The 18,331-nt window shown below is 66.2% G+C and carries 14 protein-coding genes and 1 pseudogene; 6 read left to right on the top strand and 9 right to left on the bottom strand.

Annotation, left to right across the window (positions count from 1 at the left end):
- Positions 1 to 323 precede the first annotated feature (323 nt).
- Positions 324 to 1,937 (top strand): PAS domain-containing sensor histidine kinase, encoded by a 1,614-nt coding sequence (locus tag ACHWVH_RS17555; protein WP_267122127.1) that lies wholly within the window; start codon positions 324 to 326, stop codon positions 1,935 to 1,937.
- 82 nt (positions 1,938 to 2,019) lie between these two features.
- Positions 2,020 to 3,408: a sigma-54 dependent transcriptional regulator gene (locus ACHWVH_RS17550; RefSeq protein WP_043095008.1), complete on the top strand. Its 1,389-nt coding sequence runs from the start codon at positions 2,020 to 2,022 to the stop codon at positions 3,406 to 3,408.
- Between the two features lie 241 nt (positions 3,409 to 3,649).
- Here ACHWVH_RS17550 and pilB read toward each other — a convergent pair whose 3' ends face one another.
- The 4 genes and pseudogenes from pilB to ACHWVH_RS17530 all read right to left on the bottom strand — a co-directional run bounded on the left by pilB (position 3,650) and on the right by ACHWVH_RS17530 (position 6,350).
- Complete coding sequence (gene pilB, locus ACHWVH_RS17545; RefSeq protein WP_295923832.1) at positions 3,650 to 5,383, bottom strand: type IV-A pilus assembly ATPase PilB; 1,734 nt, start codon at positions 5,381 to 5,383, stop codon at positions 3,650 to 3,652.
- 8 nt (positions 5,384 to 5,391) lie between these two features.
- Positions 5,392 to 5,718 (bottom strand): annotated as a pseudogene (locus ACHWVH_RS17540) (pilin); the annotation flags it as partial.
- 21 nt (positions 5,719 to 5,739) lie between these two features.
- Positions 5,740 to 5,838, bottom strand: a complete 99-nt coding sequence (locus tag ACHWVH_RS17535) for a type IV pilin protein (protein ID WP_295923835.1) — start codon at positions 5,836 to 5,838, stop codon at positions 5,740 to 5,742.
- 92 nt (positions 5,839 to 5,930) lie between these two features.
- Positions 5,931 to 6,350 (bottom strand): pilin, encoded by a 420-nt coding sequence (locus ACHWVH_RS17530; protein ID WP_019799634.1) that lies wholly within the window; start codon positions 6,348 to 6,350, stop codon positions 5,931 to 5,933.
- A gap of 364 nt (positions 6,351 to 6,714) precedes the next feature.
- Here ACHWVH_RS17530 and ACHWVH_RS17525 point away from each other — a divergent pair, with 364 nt between their 5' ends.
- From ACHWVH_RS17525 to coaE, 3 genes are read left to right on the top strand one after another with little or no spacing between them, the layout of a single operon-like run.
- Positions 6,715 to 7,974 carry a type II secretion system F family protein gene (locus ACHWVH_RS17525; protein WP_394687702.1) on the top strand — a complete coding sequence of 420 codons (1,260 nt, stop codon included), beginning with the start codon at positions 6,715 to 6,717 and terminating at the stop codon, positions 7,972 to 7,974.
- Between the two features lie 6 nt (positions 7,975 to 7,980).
- On the top strand, positions 7,981 to 8,844 hold the full coding sequence (locus tag ACHWVH_RS17520; protein WP_017910397.1) for an A24 family peptidase: 864 nt from the start codon (positions 7,981 to 7,983) through the stop codon (positions 8,842 to 8,844).
- A 13-nt stretch (positions 8,845 to 8,857) separates the two neighbouring features.
- Complete coding sequence (gene coaE, locus ACHWVH_RS17515; protein ID WP_394687637.1) at positions 8,858 to 9,487, top strand: dephospho-CoA kinase; 630 nt, start codon at positions 8,858 to 8,860, stop codon at positions 9,485 to 9,487.
- Positions 9,488 to 9,597: 110 nt separating this feature from the next.
- Here the strand turns inward: coaE and ACHWVH_RS17510 are convergent, their stop codons facing one another.
- From ACHWVH_RS17510 to rimK, 4 genes are all read right to left on the bottom strand, one after another.
- Positions 9,598 to 10,932: a HAMP domain-containing sensor histidine kinase gene (locus tag ACHWVH_RS17510; RefSeq protein ID WP_148828478.1), complete on the bottom strand. Its 1,335-nt coding sequence runs from the start codon at positions 10,930 to 10,932 to the stop codon at positions 9,598 to 9,600.
- The gene (locus ACHWVH_RS17505) at positions 10,925 to 11,602 is read right to left on the bottom strand and encodes a response regulator transcription factor (protein WP_145703507.1); all 678 of its coding nucleotides are present in this window, start codon (positions 11,600 to 11,602) and stop codon (positions 10,925 to 10,927) included. Before ACHWVH_RS17505 ends, ACHWVH_RS17510 begins: the two co-directional genes overlap by 8 nt.
- A 183-nt stretch (positions 11,603 to 11,785) precedes the next feature.
- The gene (locus ACHWVH_RS17500) at positions 11,786 to 11,968 is read right to left on the bottom strand and encodes a hypothetical protein (protein WP_295923842.1); all 183 of its coding nucleotides are present in this window, start codon (positions 11,966 to 11,968) and stop codon (positions 11,786 to 11,788) included.
- Positions 11,969 to 12,270: 302 nt separating this feature from the next.
- Positions 12,271 to 13,164 (bottom strand): 30S ribosomal protein S6--L-glutamate ligase, encoded by an 894-nt coding sequence (rimK, locus tag ACHWVH_RS17495; RefSeq protein ID WP_026143298.1) that lies wholly within the window; start codon positions 13,162 to 13,164, stop codon positions 12,271 to 12,273.
- Between the two features lie 281 nt (positions 13,165 to 13,445).
- Here rimK and ACHWVH_RS17490 point away from each other — a divergent pair, with 281 nt between their 5' ends.
- Positions 13,446 to 15,755, top strand: coding sequence for a TonB-dependent receptor family protein (locus ACHWVH_RS17490; RefSeq protein WP_394687636.1), 2,310 nt, complete (start codon positions 13,446 to 13,448; stop codon positions 15,753 to 15,755).
- A 409-nt stretch (positions 15,756 to 16,164) separates the two neighbouring features.
- Here the strand turns inward: ACHWVH_RS17490 and ACHWVH_RS17485 are convergent, their stop codons facing one another.
- On the bottom strand, positions 16,165 to 18,255 hold the full coding sequence (locus ACHWVH_RS17485) for a phosphocholine-specific phospholipase C (protein WP_394687635.1): 2,091 nt from the start codon (positions 18,253 to 18,255) through the stop codon (positions 16,165 to 16,167).
- Positions 18,256 to 18,331 lie beyond the last annotated feature (76 nt).

Here is an 18,331-nt window from a genome sequence, read left to right as displayed (position 1 = left end):
ACGGACGGGACGCCTATTGTCGCCGACCGAGGGCGGCGGCGCAAAAGCGCCGGCGCCCAGGCCCGACCGAGGCCTCCGGCGAGGTCCGCGGTGGCGCCACCGGGTGGAGCGGGCACTCGGCCGCCCACGCCTTGCTGCCCTCACCCCGCGACGTCGTCCTTGGCCCTTGCCCCGATCCGGCGCCGGGCCGCCGGCGACGGCAATCGCGGTTTCCCCGTCGAGGGCGGTGACGGCCCAGGCAGGTCGCCACCGCCCCGGTCGCCCTCCGCGTAGACGGCGCCGCCCCTATACTCGCGCCGTCCGCTGTCCGCCCGGAGTCCGGCTTGCCCACCAGCGCCTCGCTCATCGATCGCATCGAGTCCATTCCGCGCCGCGAGCTGTACTTCTTCGCGCTGTACCGGGTGCTGGTGGCCGGGCTGATCGCCGCCCTGGTGTTCAGCCCGCTCGGCGTGCTGGTGGGCGAACCGCGCTACCCGCAACTGGCCGCCACCTTGTCCACCGCCTACCTGGCGGTGGCGCTGGCGTTGCTGATGTGGGGGCGCAACGAGGCGCACCTGGCGCCGATCGTCGGTTTCAGCGCCTTGGCCGACATCGTCGCCGCGACCCTGGCCGCGCATGCCCTGCCCGCGGCCAGCGCCGGCATCGCGATGATGCTGCTGTTCAACGTCGCCGCCGCGGCAATGCTGCTGCGCCTGCGCGGCGGCATCGCCATCGCCCTGACCGCCTCGGCGGCGACGCTGGCCGAATACGTCTGGAGCGTGCTGGACGGCGCCGACAACACCCGCAGCCTGGCCGAACTGGCGATGTTCGCCACCAGCTACCTGGCGGTGGCCTACATCTGCAACCGGATCGGCCAGCGTGCGCGCACCAGCCAGCACCTGGCCGAGCGCCGTGGCGCCGAGGTGGCCAATCTCTACGAAATCAACGAACTGATCATCCGCCGCATGCGCACCGGGGTGGTGGTGGTGGACGCGCAGAACCGGGTGACGCTGGCCAACGAGGCCGCGTCGGCCCTGCTCGGCGATACCGACGGCAACAGCGGCAGCGGCCGGCTGGACCTGGCCAGCGCCGCGCCGGAACTGGCCCGACGCCTGCAGCGCTGGCGCAACGGCTGGAACCAGGACGAAAGCCCGCTGCAGCTGTCGCCGGACCAGCCGGAGGTGCAGCCGCGCTTCGCCCGGCTGCTGGCCGAGGGCGACCTGACCCTGGTGTTCCTCGACGACGCCACGGTGGTCTCGCGGCGCGCCGAATCGCTGACGCTGTCGGCGCTGGGCCGCTTCTCGGCCAGCCTGGCCCACGAGATCCGCAACCCGCTGGCCGCGATCAACTACGCTTCGCAGCTGCTGGAGGAATCGCCGGCGATCGGCGATGCCGACCGCCGCCTGCTGCAGATCATCCACCAGCAGTGCCAGCGCACCAACGGCATCGTCGAGAGCGTGCTCGGCCTGGCCCGGCGCGAGCGCTCCAATCCGGAGAACCTGGACCTGGGCGCGTTCGTGCGCCGCTTCGTCCTGGAATACCGACAGACCCTGTCGATCGAGACCGACAGCCTCGAAGCGATCCTAGCCCCGCAGCCGGTGCACGCGCTGGTCGACCCCAAACACCTGCACCAGATCCTCAGCGCGCTGGTGCACAACGCGCTCAAGTACGGGCGGGTGATGGAGGAGCCGGCGCGGGTGCGCCTGCGCGTGGCGCTGCAGGAGCGCAACGCCATCGTCGACGTCATGGACCGCGGCCCCGGCATCCCCGAAGCAGTGGCGGCACAGCTGTTCCGGCCGTTCTTCACCACCTCCGAGCACGGCACCGGGCTGGGCCTGTACATCGCCCGCGAGCTGTGCCGGGCCAACCAGGCGCGTCTGGAGTACGTGCCGGTGCCGGCCGGCGGCGCCTGCTTCCGCGTCGCCCTGCCCGGCCCGCACGCCATGCTCAGCGGCTGACAGGTGAGAATCGCTCCGCCAGCGCGCGGCCGGCGCCGGTAAATTGGCGCACGCCCCGGTTCCTACGTTATCTTCCCTGCACATGAACGAAACCCGAAGCGCCCTGGTCGTCGACGACGAGCGCGACATCCGCGAGTTGCTGGTCCTGACCCTGGGCCGGATGGGGCTGCGCATCAGCACCGCCGCCAACCTTGCCGAAGCGCGCGAACTGCTGGCGAGCAATCCCTACGATCTGTGCATCACCGACATGCGCCTGCCCGACGGCAACGGCATCGAACTGGTCAGCGAGATCGCCAAACACTACCCGCGCACGCCGGTGGCGATGATCACCGCCTTCGGCAGCATGGACCTGGCGGTGGAAGCGCTGAAGGCCGGCGCGTTCGACTTCGTCAGCAAACCGGTGGACATCCAGGTGCTGCGCGGCCTGGTCAAGCATGCGCTGGAACTCAACAACGAAAGCCGCGCCGCGCCGCCGCAGCCTGCCCCGGAGCAGGCCAGCCGCCTGCTCGGCGCCTCGGCGGCGATGGACGCCCTGCGCAGCACCATCGCCAAGGTCGCGCGCAACCAGGCGCCGGTCTACATCCTCGGCGAATCCGGCGTGGGCAAGGAACTGGTCGCGCGCACCATCCACGAACAGGGCGCCCGCTCCGCCGGCCCCTTCGTTCCGGTGAACTGCGGCGCGATCCCGGCCGAACTGATGGAAAGCGAGTTCTTCGGCCACAAGAAGGGCAGCTTCACCGGCGCCCATGCCGACCAGGCCGGCCTGTTCCAGGCCGCGCACGGCGGCACCCTGTTCCTCGACGAGGTCGCCGAACTGCCGCTGCCGATGCAGGTCAAGCTGCTGCGCGCGATCCAGGAAAAATCGGTCCGCCCGGTCGGCGCCGCCACCGAGGTGCCGGTGGACGTGCGCATCCTCTCGGCCACCCACAAGGACTTGGCCGACCTGGTCGCCGAGGGCCGCTTCCGCCACGACCTGTACTACCGCATCAACGTGATCGAACTGCGCGTGCCGCCGCTGCGCGAGCGCGGCGGCGACCTGCCGCAACTGGCCGCAGCGATCCTGGCGCGGCTGGCCAAGAGCCACGGCCGCCCCACCCCGCTGCTGTCGCCCTCCGCCCTGGACGCACTGAGCAGCTACGCCTTCCCCGGCAACGTGCGCGAACTGGAAAACATCCTCGAGCGCGCCCTGGCAATGGCCGAGGACGACCAGATCAGCGCCACCGACCTGCGCCTGCCGCAACCCGGCAACCACGCCCGCAGCGCCGCCGAAGCCGCCCCGGCCCTGCCGCGCGGCGTGGTCGACATCGACCCCAGCTCCTCCGCCCTGCCGTCCTACATCGAGCAACTCGAACGCGCCGCGATCCAGAAAGCGCTGGAAGAGAACCGCTGGAACAAGACCCGCACCGCCGCGCAACTGGGCATCACCTTTCGGGCGCTGCGCTACAAGCTGAAGAAGCTGGGGATGGAGTAGTGAAGCCGGGAATGGGGAATCGGGATTGGGGAATGGGAAAAGCCGCTCTTCCGGCTACCCCGGCCCTTCGCCCGAGGGAGTGATCCGACCAAGCGGGTAATAATGCGATTGGGCGCAGCCGGCATCGTGCGCCCTGCGCTACAAGAGGCCTGGGAATAAGACTTGGAATACCAGCAGGCCACCAGGGATGGGAAACCCCGCTTTTCCGATTCCCCACTCCCAATTCCCTATTCCCAGCTCCTCAATCCTTCGTCACCCGATTGATCTCGGCCAGGCTGGTGATGCCGTTGCGGGCCTTGAGCAGGGCCGACTGGCGCAGGTCCTTGACGCCGATCTTCTGCGCGGCGCTGGCGATGTCCATGGCGTTGCCGCCCTGCAGCACGATCGCCGCGATCTCGTCGTTCATCGGCATCACCTGATAGATGCCGGTGCGGCCCTTGTAGCCCTCGGTGCACTCGTCGCAGCCGATCGCTTCGTACAGTTGGACGCCGGCGGCGATCTCCGCCTCGGTGAAGCCTTCGGCCAGCAAGGCCTTTTCCGGCAACTGGACCGGGCGCTTGCAGTTGTTGCACAGGCGCCGCGCCAGGCGCTGGGCGATGACCAGGGTCACCGAACTGGTGATGTTGTAGGGCGCGATGCCCATGTTCATCAGGCGCGCGATGGTCTGCGGCGCGTCGTTGGTGTGCAGGGTGGACAGCACCATGTGGCCGGTCTGCGCAGCCTTGATCGCGATCTCGGCGGTCTCCAGGTCACGAATTTCGCCGACCATGATGATGTCCGGATCCTGGCGCAGGAACGAGCGCAGCGCCGCCGCGAAGGTCATGCCGCGCTTGTTGTTCTGCTGCACCTGGTTGACCCCGGGCAGGCGGATTTCGACCGGATCCTCGGCGGTGGAGATGTTGCGGGTATCGTCGTTGAGGATGCCCAGCGCGGTGTACAGCGACACCGTCTTGCCCGAGCCGGTGGGGCCGGTGACCAGGACCATGCCGTACGGCTTGTGGATCGCGTCCAGGAACAGCTTCTGCTGCTCCGGCTCGTAGCCGAGCTTGTCGATACCCAGCTTGGCCGCGCTGCCGTCCAGGATACGCAGCACGATCTTCTCGCCGAACAGCGTGGGCAGGGTGCTGACGCGGAAATCGATCTGCTTGTTCTTGGACAGATTGAGCTTGATGCGGCCGTCCTGCGGGACCCGCTTCTCGGCGATGTCCAGCTGCGCCATCACCTTCAGGCGCGCGGCGATGCGCTGGTTGAGCTTGACCGGCGCCTTGGCCACGCTCTTGAGCAGGCCATCGATGCGCAGGCGCACCCGGTAGTCGTCCTCGTAGGGCTCGAAGTGGATGTCGGACGCGCCGCGGCGGATCGCATCGACCAGCACCTTGTTCACGAACTTGACGACCGGAGTGTCCTCCCCCTTGGCGTCGATGCCGGTGTCGCCACCGCCGCCCATGTCCTCGTCGCCGCCGCCGACATCGAGGTTGTCCATGCCCTCGTCGTCGCCCAGCGCGCTGCCGAGGGAATCGTTGCTGGCCTGCCACTGCTCCAGGGTCCGGCGGATCTGGTCCTCGTCGACCAGGATCGGCTCCACCGTCAGATTGGTGTGGAACTTGATGTCGTCCAGCGCCCGGGTCTGGGTCGGGTTGCTGATGCCGACGAACAGGCGGCCGCCGCGCTTGAACAGCGGCAGCACCTGGTACTTCTGCAGCAACTCCTCGCTGACCAGCTTCATCGCGTTCTGGCTGGCATCGAAGACCGAGACATCCATCAACGGCATGCCGAACTCCACCGCATTGGCGGCGGCCAGCTGCGCGGCGGTGACCAGCTTCTTCTCGGAGAACCACTGCGGCAGCGGCACCTTGGCCTCGGCCGCCTGGGCCATGGCGGTCCGCGCTGCGGCTTCCTCCAGCGCCCCGTCCTGGACGAGGCGGCGGGCGATGCCGGTGATGCCGACCAAATTAGGAGCAACCAACGCACTCATTTGCTACCTCAACTCACGATGAAAGAGCGGGCATGCGTCTCAACCACAGCCTCTGGCCTGTACGGTACCTCAAAGGCGCTCGCGTCACACGTCCACACACCTTCCACATTGCGCTTCAAGTAAAGGATCTTTCCGTCCATTTTTGAATTACCTGAAACACGGCAACCTAGCTGAACCATATAATTACCAGTCACATCAACACTCACTGCGGAACAAGAAGCAGCCGCTTTGACCCCGATGTAATCGGCATCAGGGAGAGAAGCATCCCGCTGCTCCGCGACGGCAGTTTCGATCATGGTCTTTCCTGGCCTCAATATCGCCAAGGCAGCCGTCGTTTGGCTTCTCGCGACATACCCCTAATAGACAGGGAATCCTACAGCAGCAAGGATAGCCACTATGGCAACAGTCACCATCAATTCATGCAAAGCAAATCCGCGCACATGCCCGCCCTTCATTGCGCCCCCGGAAACACTTAGCCCTTACATAGCAGTTCCAGAAACAAAGAAGCCCCCATTCGGGGGCTTCCTGTGAACAACAGCGCTACAGGTCAGCCCGCGGCGCAACTGCCCGGACGATACTTCGCGTCCAGGGTGCTGGTGCAAGTCCATGCACCGTTTGCGTCGCGAGTCCAGATAATCGTCTTGGTATTGAACTTACCGGCATTTCCGCCCTTCGCGGTGCACGTGATATTACCAGTAGCGGTCGCCCCCAGCGTAACGTTGCAATAGGTAGTGGTAGCCGGAATACCGATGTAGCCATCATCCGTCGCGGTGGTGCTGGGAGTCTTGCCCTGATTGATCGCGGTCTCAAAACCAACCTTGCCAGGCGTGATTTCAGCCAGAGCCGAGGTCGCCTGGGACTTGACCACATAGTCCTGGTACATCGGGATCGCGATGGCGGCCAGGATGGCGATGATCGCGACCACGATCATCAGTTCGATCAGGGTAAAGCCCTGCTGCTTCTTCATTGTGAACCCCTAGAGATGGAATGAGGTGGTGGTAGGCACTCGCCCGCGGATCCTACTCCCCGAGCGCCGCGGCGAAGCGCCACGTGCGAGGTGATAGAAGCAGACGGCGTGCCAACTTCTCACACCGCCCGGCCCTAGGCCTCGTGGCACATCATGCCCTAGCACGCCAAGCAAGATGCAGATAAATCGGCAATTTGCGACAGACTGGACCATCCGCCAAATTTCGGCAAAAAGTGACGCTGAAGGTCACCCCGTGGACAATGAGGCCTTGCAGAGACAGCTCCCACGGGTGCCAGATGCCCAGGAAACCGATACCATGCTCGGCATGTCCGCCCGGGGATGGCCGGACGGGGGAGACGACCTGATGTCCGCAACGCGCAGCGCAATCAAGAAAGAGCCGGTCGCACGCAGCACCAGTCAGCAGGTGCCATTTGTCTGGGAGGGCACCGACAAACGCGGCATCAAGATGAAGGGCGAGCAAGTCGCCAAGAATGCCAACCTGCTGCGTGCAGAGCTACGCCGCCAGGGCATTACCCCCTCGGTGGTCAAGCCCAAACCCAAGCCGCTGTTTGGTGCCGCCGGCAAGAAGATTAGCCCCAAGGACATCGCCTTCTTCAGCCGCCAAATGGCGACGATGATGAAGTCGGGCGTGCCGATCGTGGGTTCGTTGGAGATCATCGCCAGCGGACACAAGAACCCGCGCATGAAGCAGATGGTGGATCAGATCCGCACCGACATTGAGGGCGGCTCCTCGCTCTACGAGGCAATCAGCAAGCATCCTGTTCAATTCGACGAGCTGTACCGGAACCTGGTCAAGGCCGGTGAAGGCGCCGGCGTGCTCGAGACCGTGCTGGAAACGGTTGCCACCTACAAAGAGAATATCGAAGCACTGAAGGGCAAGATCAAGAAGGCCTTGTTTTACCCCGCCATGGTGATGGCGGTTGCCCTGATCGTCACTTCGATCCTACTGGTCTGGGTCGTTCCGCAGTTTGAGGAGGTGTTCAAGGGCTTCGGTGCGGAGCTACCGGCCTTCACCCAGATGATCGTTGCTGCATCTCGCTTCATGGTAGCTTACTGGTGGATGCTGTTGCTCTTGTTGATCGGCACCATCGGCGGCTTCATCTTCACCTACAAACGTTCGCCTGCGATGCAGCATGGGATGGACCGACTGGTGCTCAAGGTGCCGATCATCGGCCAGATCATGCATAACAGCTCGGTCGCGCGCTTCTCGCGCACCTTGGCGGTGACCTTCCGTGCCGGTGTACCGCTGGTGGAGGCACTGGATATCGTCGCTGGCGCCACCGGCAACAGCGTCTATGAAAAAGCCGTGTTGCGCATGCGCGACGACGTGTCGGTCGGCTACCCGGTCAACATGGCGATGAAGCAGACCAATCTTTTTCCGCACATGGTCATCCAGATGACCGCGATCGGCGAAGAGGCCGGCGCGCTGGACGCGATGCTGTTCAAGGTCGCCGAGTACTTCGAGCAGGAAGTGAACAATGCGGTCGATGCCTTGAGCAGCCTGATCGAGCCGTTGATCATGGTGTTCATCGGCACCATCGTCGGCGGCATGGTCATCGGCATGTACCTGCCGATCTTCAAGCTGGCCTCCGTCGTTGGATAAGCATTAATGGCATTTCTCGATCAACACCCCGGCCTCGGCTTCCCGGCCGCGGCCGGGCTCGGCTTGCTGGTGGGCAGCTTCCTCAACGTGGTCATCCTGCGCATGCCCAGGCGCATGGAATGGCAGTGGAAGCGCGATTCGCGCGAGATCCTGGAGCTGCCGGACATCTACGATCCGCCGCCGCCCGGCATCGTGGTGGAGCCGTCGCACTGCCCGCACTGCAAGCACAAGCTGGCCTGGTTCGAAAACATCCCGCTGTTCAGCTGGCTGGCCCTGCGCGGCAAATGCCGCTACTGCCACGCCCCGATCTCGCCGCAGTACCCGCTGGTGGAACTGCTCACCAGCCTGCTGGTGGTGGCCAGTGTGTGGCGCTTCGGTTTCGGCTGGCAGGGCTTCGGCGCGATCGTGTTCAGTTGTTTCCTGGTGGCATTGTCCGGCATCGACCTGCGCACGCGCCTGCTGCCGGACCAGTTGACCCTGCCGCTGATGTGGCTCGGCCTGATCGGCAGCATGGACAACCTGTACATGCCGGCCAAACCCGCTCTGCTCGGCGCCGCGGTCGGCTACTTCTCGCTGTGGTCGGTGTGGTGGCTGTTCAAGCAGATCACCGGCAAGGAAGGCATGGGCCATGGCGATTTCAAGCTACTGGCCGCGATCGGCGCCTGGTGCGGCCTGAAGGGCATCCTGCCGACCATCCTGATCTCCTCCCTGGTCGGTGCGATCCTGGGTTCGCTGTGGCTGGCGGCCAAGGGCCGCGACCGCGCCACGCCGATCCCGTTCGGCCCCTATCTGGCGATCGCCGGCTGGATCACCTTCTTCTGGGGCACGGAGATCGTGGAGACCTACATGCGCTGGTCGGGACTGCGCTGACGGAGCCCAAGGCTTGACTGATTTCGTCGTCGGCCTGACCGGAGGCGTGGCCTCCGGCAAGAGCGAACTGAGCCGCCGCTTCGAGGCCAAGGGCATCGTCGTCGCCGATGCCGACCTCGCCGCGCGTGCGGTGGTCGCGCCCGGCCACCCGACCCTGGCACAGATCGTGGCGCGGTTCGGGCCGCAGATCCTGCAGGACGATGGGCAACTCGACCGCGCCGCCTTGCGCCAGCGGATCTTCGAGGACGCAACGGCACGCCGCGACCTGGAAGCGATCACCCATCCGGCCATTCGCCGGTTGCTGCAGGAACAGTGTCGCGCGGCCGCCGGACCATACGCGATCGCCGCCATCCCCTTGTTGACCGAGGTCGGTGCGCGCGCCCGCTATCCCTGGCTCGACCGGATCCTGGTGATCGACGCCCCCGAGGCGCTGCAACACGCCCGCCTGATGCAACGCGACGGCATCACCGCCGACCTGGCGCAGCGCATGCTGGCGGCCCAGGCCACCCGTGTCGCGCGTCTGGCCATTGCCGACGACGTGGTGGTCAACGACGGCGCCGCAACGGCACTGCAGGAAGCGGTGGAGAAGCTGGACGAGCAGTACCGTGCGCTGGCTGCGGCCAAGGCGTCAGCGTCTTTGTAGGTCGTCGCCCTTGTTCCCACTGGGATCAGCCGCGATCAATCCTTACCGGGGGAACGCCCGGTCGCGGCTGAAGCCGCTCCTACGCGATGGACGAAGCGCCGTCGCCAGCCTCAGGCCGGCTTGAACCACAGTGTCGCCACCACGCCCTTGGTGGCGCCCGGACGCACGTTGACCTGCCAACCATAGAGATCACAGAGGCGACTGACGATCGATAGGCCGATGCCGCCGCCCTGCGAATGGCCCGCGTGGGTGCCGCGGTAGCCGCGCTGGAACAGCTTGGCCGCGTCCTCCTCGCTCAGACCCGGGCCGGAATCGATCACCTGCACCGCGTCGCTCAGCACGCGCACCACCACCTGCCCTTCCTGGGTGTACTTGACGGCATTGCCGATCAGATTGCCCAGCGCCACCGACAGCGCCGCTTCCGGTGCATCGATGGTGAGGTTGCGCTCGCCTTCCAGCAGCAACTGCAGCGGCTTGCCGCCCAGTTGCGCGCGATGCGACTCGATCAACTGCTCGGCCACCTTGGCGACGTTGCTGTGTCCCTGCCCGCGCTCGTTGCGCGACAGCAGCAGCAGCGACCCGATCAAGTCGCTGCACTGCTGTTCGGCGCGCTGGATGCGCTGCAGGCGCTGCAGCACTTTCTCGTCGAGATTGGGCCGGGTCAGCAGCAGCTCGGTGGCGCCGCGGATCACTGCCAGCGGCGTGCGCAGTTCATGGCTGACGTCGGCATTGAACTCGCGGTCGCGCTGCACCACTTCGGTCAGGCGCGCCGAATAGTCGTCCAGCGCCTCGGCCAGCTGGCCGACCTCGTCGTCGGGGAAGTGCGGCGCCAGCGGCTTGGGGTCGCTGCTGCCGCGATAGGCGCGCAGGCGTGCGGCCAGGTCCGACACCGGCCGCATCACCCGCGACGCCGACCACCAGCCGATCACCAGCGACAATGCGCTGAACACCAGCACCGACAGGATCAGGGTGCGCTTGAGCTGCACCTCGCCCTGCATGGTCTGGGTCATGTCGTAGGCGAGGAAGAACCAGACGTTCGGGGTCTTGCGCACCGCCACCTTGTAGGAGAACGGCTTGCCGGTTTCGTCGCGACCGGACACGTTGTGGATGCCGTCGGAGAAGTTGTACCACTCCGGCTGCTCGCGCCGCAGCGCCTCGAAGCGGTCGCTCTTGACCACCCGGCCGACCATCTGCTGCACCGGCAGATCCGGGTTCTTCGACGGATCGGAGAAGAACCGGTGCGAGTACTCGTCGATGTTGCGGTTCAGCACCACCTCGACCAGCTGGTTCTCCACGCGTGCCCGCGCCCAGTTGGTGGCGAACGCGAACAGTGCGGTCAGGCCGAAGCCCAACAGCACGAACGAGAGGATGATGCGGCTGCGGAGGCGGCGGCGGTAGCGTCCGCGCCGCCGCACCACACGCGGCAACGCAGGCGCTTCAGGCATCGGGGGCGGCGATGCGGTAGCCGATGCCGTGGCGGGTCTGGATCATCGGCACGTCGAACGGTTTGTCCACCACCGCGCGCAGGCCATGGATATGCACGCGCAGGGAATCGGAATCGGGCAGTTCCTCGCCCCAGACGCGGGTTTCCAGTTCCTGCCGGGTCACCACCGCCGGCGAGGCTTCCATCAGCGCCTGCAGGATCTTCAGCGCGGTGGGATTGAGCTGCAGCAGCTTGCCCTGGCGACGCACTTCCAGCGTATCCAGGTTGTATTCCAGATCGCCGGTCTCCAGCACCCGGGTGTGCACGCCCTTGCCGCGGCGCGACAGCGCGTTGAGCCGCACTTCCACTTCCTGCAGCGCGAACGGCTTGATCAGGTAGTCGTCGGCGCCGGAATCGAAGCCGGCGAGCTTGTTGTCCAACGAATCGCGCGCCGTGAGCATCAGCACCGGGGTCTGCTTGCGCGCTTCGTTGCGCAGCTTGCGGCAGACCTCGATGCCGTCCATGCCGGGCAGATTGAGATCGAGCACGATCGCATCGAACTCGTGCACCACCGCCAGGTGCAGACCGGTGACGCCATCGGCGGCGAAATCGACGGTATGACCGCGATCCTCGAGGTAGTCGCCGAGATTGGCAGCGATGTCGCTGTTGTCTTCGATCACTAGAATTCGCACCAACATGTACCCCGTCAGTCGTACTACGTATCAGTAGAGTGCGCCGCGGATGCCGCGCCTCCTCGTCGTCCACGGCGGCACGCCGCCATGGTATTTGCAATGCGTTCCGATGGATGCCCAGGCGAACTTTCGCCCTCGCGATCCACCTGACGATTCGCTGCCTTGGACAGCGCGTCGCCGCTATCAGTTCTCGCTCCAGCCGATCCGCTCGCCAGCTTCAGCGCTTGCAAACGGCGTGGTCTGCCATTCGTTCTTCGGCAACGCCTGCGCCAAGCCAGGCTCGCCTCCTTCTTGAACACGTTCACCCGAGTCAGATCGCTGCCGAATTGTACTTAGTTGCCGCGCGAACACTTTCTTCACGTTCATGGGCGCCTCACCTTGGCGCCACGACCGATCAGGGCTTCCTGCATTCCGCAGTTCCCCCCATTGCGTCGCAATGTAGCTGCCGCGCAAACATGCCCGCAAGCGCGAACCCCGCGCCGACCGGGGTCTGCGATCGCCAACAAATCGCCCAAGAAAAAGACCCAGGCAGCGGGAGCTGCCTGGGCCGAAAGTTTTTCTATCCCGATTACCGTTCCTGCTGAGGAGGGCAGAGCTGCGGTCCGGGGAAGCTTACGCAGGGCGGAATTAAACCGGTGTTAAGCCAGAACGCACGGCCAGTAATGCGACTAAGCCCCTGATTTCTTTCGTTTCAGGCAAGCTTCGAGGTGCTCGATGACCTTACCGGCGATATCCAGTCCGCAGACCGTCTCGATGCCTTCCAGGCCCGGGGTGGAATTGACCTCCAGCACCAGCGGCCCGCGCTTGGAGCGAATCAGATCGACGCCGGCCACGCCCAGGCCCAGCGCCTTGGCCGAGCGTACCGCGACCTCCTGCTCGCCACGGCTGGCCGCGGTCTTCTCGGCGGTGCCGCCCAGATGCAGGTTGGAGCGGAAGTCGCCCTCCGGCGCGGTGCGGCGCATCGCCGCCACCACCTGGTTGCCGACCACGAAGCAGCGCAGATCGGCGCCCTCTGCCTCGCCGATGAACTCCTGCACCAGGAAATTGGCATACAGCCCGCGCAGCGCCTCGACCACGCCGCGCGAGGCGCTGGCCTTCTCGGTCAGGATCACCCCGGTGCCCTGGGTGCCCTCGTTCAACTTCACCACGTGCGGCGGCGGGCCGAGCATGGACAACAGATCGCCGGTGTCGTCCGGGTTGTCGCCGAACACGGTCATCGGCATGTCGATGCCCTTGGCCGCCAGCAGTTGGTGCGCGCGCAGCTTGTCGCGGGCGCGCAGGATCGCGTCGGACGGGTTGGGCGTGCAGACGCCCATCATCTCCAGTTGCCGCAGCACCGCGGTGCCGTAGCGGGTCACCGAATTGCCGATGCGCGGGATCACTGCGTCGTAGCCGGTGATCGGCTTGCCCTTGTAATGCATGGTGAAAGCGCCGGCGGCGATGCGCATGTAGCAGCGCAGCGGGTCCAGCACGCGCACCGTGTGCCCGCGTTCGCGGCCGGCCTCGACCAGGCGCCGGGTCGAGTACAGCTTGGTATTGCGGGACAGGATGGCGAGCTTCATCGAAGGCGGCGGCGGTGGCTGGCCCGGCATCATACGTCGCGCCACCGGCGCCGCGATGCCGCACGACGCCGCAGGTGCCGACGTCGTGGCAAGGCCAGGATGCGCGGTGATCGCCATCACCCACCGTCCGCGCGCTGTCCCACAGCCGACATCGGACCGCCCCGAAACGTTCACAAAACCGTTGCATCGTGGCGGGCGGGCCGCGTACCGGCCCGGTGCCGGCTGCCCGCGCCCCGCGCGGCAGGACCGGAACGTCTCCCCCTCTTGATTGGTGACTTTCGATGACCCCCACTTCCAGATCCTTGCGCCTGCACGCGCTGGTGCTCGCCGTCGCGTCCGCCCTGCCGGCCTTCGCCGCGCTGGCCGAGACCGCGCCGGCCGCCGCCACCGCAACCGCCGATGCGGCGGCCAGCGCGAGCGGCAACGATGCCACCATGCTCGACGCGATCACCGTCGTGTCCAGCGGCACCACCCGCCAGGTGCAGCGCATCACCCGTGAGGACATCGGAATCGCCGCCCCCGGCACCAGCGCGCTGAAGGTGCTGGACAAGCTGCCCGGCGTGCAGTTCCAGTCGGCCGACCCGTTCGGCGCCTACGAATGGTCCACCGCGATCAGCCTGCACGGGTTCGACCAGAGCCGCCTCGGCTTCACCCTGGACGGCGTGCCGCTGGGCAACATGAGCTACAGCGTCAGCGACGGCCTGCAGGTGACCCGCGCGATCATTTCCGAGAACGTGGCCTCGGTGGAGCTGGCGCAGGGCGCCGGCGGCCTGGGCACGCCGTCGAGCAGCAACCTCGGCGGCACCGTGCGCTACTACTCCGCCGATCCGGATGCCGACGCCGGCTTCCGCTTCAGCCAGACCCTCGGCTCCGACAGCACCCGCCGCACCTACCTGCGCGGCGACACCGGCGACATCCACGGCTTCTCGCTGTACACCTCGCTGGTGCACGGCGAAATGGACAAGTGGAAGGGCTACGGCAACAACGAGTACAACCAGGCCAACGCCAAGGCGCTGTACCAGTGGGGCGATGGCAACCGGGTCAGCCTGTACCTGGACAGCTCGCACCGCAAGGAATACGACATCATGGACCTGTCGCTGACCTCGCAGCGGGTCCTCGGCTGGGATTGGGACTACCTGATGCCGGACTGGAACAGCGCGGTGCAGATCGCCAACGCGCTCAACGGCAAGGGCAGCTACCCGGCCAGCCTCAACGGCCTGCCCGCCGACTACGGCAAGGCCGATGCCTCCTACTACTCCGGCGCCGGCCTGCGCCGCGACAACCTGGCCGCGCTCAGCGGCGTGTTCAACCTCGGCGGCAGCGCCACGCTGAACCTGACCGGCTACTATCACGACAACAACGGCGAAGGCCAGTGGACCACGCCTTACGCGCCGTCCTCGGCCAGCGTGCCGCTGTCGATGCGCACCACCGACTACCGCCTCAACCGCCATGGCATCACCGGCTCGCTGAACTTCACCGTGGCCGGCAACGAGATCGAGGTCGGCGGCTGGTACCAGAACGCCAAGACCGTGCAGGAGCGCAACTACTTCCTGCTCGACGGCCCGTTCACCGATCTGTACTACTTCAACAAGAACGGCACCCTGTTCGCGCGCGGCTTCGCCCAGCACTACGATACCGACACCACCATGATCTACGCGCAGGACACGCTGCGCCTGATGGACGAGCGCCTGACCCTGAACTTCGGTGCCAAGAAGCTGATCGTCGACACCACCGCGCAGTCGCAGGTGCCGTCCGCGTCCAATGCCGCCGGCGAGATCAAGGCCGATTCGGACCTGCTGCCGCAGGTCGGCATCAACTACAAGATCGACGATCACCAGGAGGTCTACGCCTCCTACAACAAGAACATGGCCGGCTTCGGCTTCACCCCGTTCCAGGAATCGCAGGCCGCGTTCAATGCGATCAAGGGCTCGCTGGAGCCGGAGACCGCGCAGACCTACGAACTGGGTTACCGCGTGCGCGGCGCCGGCGTGGAAGCGTCGCTGGCGCTATACCACACCACCTTCGACGACCGCCTGCTGGTGACCTCGCCGTGCAGCGCGATCCAGACCTGCTCGGCCACGCTCAACAACGTCGGTTCGGTGCGTAGCCAGGGTGCCGACCTGGCGGTGATCTGGCGTCCGATCGAACAGCTGCGCTGGCTGAACTCGCTGTCCTATGACGACTCGACCTACCAGGACGACTACCTCAACGGCGGCGTGGTGGCGACCTCCGGCAAGCGCGTGGTCGGCATCCCCGAGTGGATGTTCTCCAGCAGCCTGGCCTACGAAAACGCCGGCTGGCACGCCTCGCTGGACGGCAAGTACACCGGCCGCCGCTACATCAGCTACCTCAACGACTCGTCGGTGCCCAGCTACTGGCGCTTCGACCTCAGCGCCGGCTACGACTTCGGCCAGGTCGGCATGTTCCAGAACCTGGGCCTGAGCGCGAACGTCACCAACCTGTTCGACAAGCGCTATTTCGCCACCGTCGGCACCAACGGCTACGTCGTCTCCGACCCCAACGGCTACAACCAGACGCTGATGGCCGGTGCGCCGCGCCAGTTCTTCGTCACCTTCAGCGGCAAATTCTGAGCCGACGCGACACTGCCAGGGAAGGCATCACGCGCCGCCGCTGCTCTTGCAGCGGCGGCGTTTGCGTTTTGGGAGCGAGGCGAACTTGCAGGGCACGGGGATGGCCATGCGGCATTGGCCGTCGTTTCAGAATCGCATGCGCTCGAAAGGATCGCGACTGAATCTGCCGCCAGCGCCGGCGCATCGCCGGGCGTCATGCGCACCTGCTAGCAGCGACGTCGAAGGCCGTCCCCATCCTTGTGGGAGGGACTTCAGTCCCGACTGCAACAGGGTCAAAGCGCCAATGGCCTCGCTTAGTGAACCCGGATCACAGTGACTTCTACAGCGGCCACATTACCTATGGGACCTGCTCAAGCAGTGTCCGTGCTCAGCCAGAAACTGGCCACGCATCGGAACGCCATTGCAGCCACTACGCGTCGACCGCGCGGCCGATCGCCGGATCGCTCATGCTCGGCCGGCCGGTCTCGATGTGCCCAGCCAGGCGCCGCCGCCACTGCGGCAAAGTCGCGCTGTCGATGGTCAGGTCATACCAGTGGTGCTGCGCCTGCAACGGCAGACGCAGGACGGTGCGATCACCGGCAGCGAGCGTGATCGCCTGCTCGCCACCATCGCCGCGATACCCGTCGCGCACGCGCAACGCGCAGGGCTGCTCACCGGCATTGACCAGCGTCAGCAGCAAGCATTGCGCGGCGGCATCGTAGTCGGCCTCGGCCTGCAGACCGGCATCGCCGATCCCGTCGCCATGGAACTCGCGCAGGAAACCGTTGGGGCCATGCACGCACAGCGCGTAGCCGGCATCGGCGGCAGCGCCGCGCCAGGGGCGCGCATCCTGCAGCTCGCTGCCGGCGGCCAGCGTGTAGAACCAGGGCCCGGCCACACCCTCGTCGGCATAGGCATTGAGCGCAACGCCGGCCGTGCCGCGGTTGCGCATGCGCAACACGCGCGCGTCTGCCTGCACCTGCAGCCGCACATCGAAATCGTAGGGCAGCGCGCGCGCCGGGCGCTGCCCGGGCTCCTGCACCGGCAGCGCCTGCTGGGCAGGGCGCTGTGGCGGCGGCAGCGTCGCGGTGGCATCGATGCGGGCGATGTAATCGCGGGTGTCCGGCAAGGCCACCGGCGCCGAATCGTGGCCGACGAAGTCCAGCGTGGAGGTCAGATCGCCGGCAACCGCGCGGCGCCAGGGATTGATGTTCGGCTCCATCACGCCGAAACGCTGCTCCAGGAAGCGCAGCACCGAGGTGTGGTCGAACACCTGCGAGTTCACCCAGCCGCCGCGGCTCCACGGCGACACCACCAGCATCGGCACCCGCGGCCCCAGCCCGACCGGCACGCCGTGATAGTCCTCGCCATGCAGATCCACGTTGCTGGCGCCCAGCTCCGGCCGGATCGCCGGCAACGCCGGCGGCACGTGGTCGAAGAAGCCGTCGTTCTCGTCGTAGTTGATCAGGAACACCGTCTTCGACCAGACCTCCGGCGAAGCGGCCAGCACCTCCAGCAGCCGCGCGCTCAAGGATTCGCCATAGGCCGGGGTGGCCTCGGGATGCTCGCTGAGCAGGTACGGCGCGACGATCCACGACACCTGCGGCAGCGTGCCGGCGCGCACGTCGCGCTCGAACGCGGCCACCAGGTGTTCGCCGCGCGAGGCCTTGGCGTTGTCGGCGGTGGAGCCAGGCACGATGGCGCGGCCGCGGCGGTACAACGGCGACGCGCGATCCAGCTTGCGAAAGTTGGCGAAGTACGGATGGCTGTTGTCGCCGTAGTTGTCGAACTCCTGATAGACCTGCCAACTGATGCCGACCTGCTGCAGGCGCTCGGAGTAGGTGCTCCAGGTGTAGCCGGGAAAGCGCGGATTGTCGCGCGCCATGTCCGCGGTCCAGTTGCCATCGTCGCGGTTGTTCACCGCCTGCTCGCCATCGTTGCCGACGCTCAGGCCGCTGGTGCCGGTGAACATATACATGCGATTGGGATTGGTCGGGCCGAACAGCGAGGCGTGGTAGCCGTCGCAAAGGGTGAAGGCGTCGGCCAGCGCGTAGTAGAACGGCAGGTCCTCGCGCTGAAAGTGGCCCATGCTCATCGCGCTCTTCTGCGCGATCCAGGCATCGTGGTGCTTCCAGGTCTCGTGCGAGCCCTTCCAGTCGTGGTTGAGATCCTTCATCCACTGCGCGCTGCTGGTCTGGCTGTTGAGCCGGAACGGCAGCACGTAACGATCGCTACCCTTGCGCTCGGGCTGGTACCAGACCGGCTTGCCGCTGGGCAGCCGCAGCGGCCGCGGATCGCCATAGCCGCGCACTCCACGCAGGCAGCCGAAGTAATGATCGAAGGAACGGTTCTCCTGCATCAGGATCACCACATGCTGCACGTCCTGCAGCGTGCCGGTGACCCGCGCCGGCGGCACCGCCAGCGCACTGCGGATGACGCCCGGCAACAGCGGCATGGTCGCGCCGGCCCCGAGGACCATGGACGTGCGGGTGAGAAAACGACGACGGCTGTGATCGACCACGAGAAGCAACACCGGCAACGAGCGAACGCTCAGGCGTCGGCCAGCCTAGCGCTGGTCGATGAAGCGGGTTTGACAG

Source organism: uncultured Xanthomonas sp., from assembly GCF_964278005.1.
Taxonomy (GTDB): Bacteria; Pseudomonadota; Gammaproteobacteria; order Xanthomonadales; family Xanthomonadaceae; genus Xanthomonas_A; species Xanthomonas_A sontii.
Note: the sequence above shows the minus strand (reverse complement) of the source record. Positions and strands in the feature narration are given on the sequence as shown.

What these genes read in the sequence shown, in the direction of transcription:
- ACHWVH_RS17550 (WP_043095008.1), top strand. Translation starts at nt 2,020, where the DNA reads ATGAACGAAACCCGAAGCGCCCTGGTCGTCGACGACGAGCGCGACATC.
- pilB (WP_295923832.1), bottom strand. Translation starts at nt 5,383, where the DNA reads ATGAGTGCGTTGGTTGCTCCTAATTTGGTCGGCATCACCGGCATCGCC.
- ACHWVH_RS17535 (WP_295923835.1), bottom strand. Translation starts at nt 5,838, where the DNA reads ATGAAGGGCGGGCATGTGCGCGGATTTGCTTTGCATGAATTGATGGTG.
- ACHWVH_RS17530 (WP_019799634.1), bottom strand. Translation starts at nt 6,350, where the DNA reads ATGAAGAAGCAGCAGGGCTTTACCCTGATCGAACTGATGATCGTGGTC.
- ACHWVH_RS17525 (WP_394687702.1), top strand. Translation starts at nt 6,715, where the DNA reads ATGTCCGCAACGCGCAGCGCAATCAAGAAAGAGCCGGTCGCACGCAGC.
- ACHWVH_RS17520 (WP_017910397.1), top strand. Translation starts at nt 7,981, where the DNA reads ATGGCATTTCTCGATCAACACCCCGGCCTCGGCTTCCCGGCCGCGGCC.
- ACHWVH_RS17510 (WP_148828478.1), bottom strand. Translation starts at nt 10,932, where the DNA reads ATGCCTGAAGCGCCTGCGTTGCCGCGTGTGGTGCGGCGGCGCGGACGC.
- ACHWVH_RS17500 (WP_295923842.1), bottom strand. Translation starts at nt 11,968, where the DNA reads ATGAACGTGAAGAAAGTGTTCGCGCGGCAACTAAGTACAATTCGGCAG.
- rimK (WP_026143298.1), bottom strand. Translation starts at nt 13,164, where the DNA reads ATGAAGCTCGCCATCCTGTCCCGCAATACCAAGCTGTACTCGACCCGG.
- ACHWVH_RS17490 (WP_394687636.1), top strand. Translation starts at nt 13,446, where the DNA reads ATGACCCCCACTTCCAGATCCTTGCGCCTGCACGCGCTGGTGCTCGCC.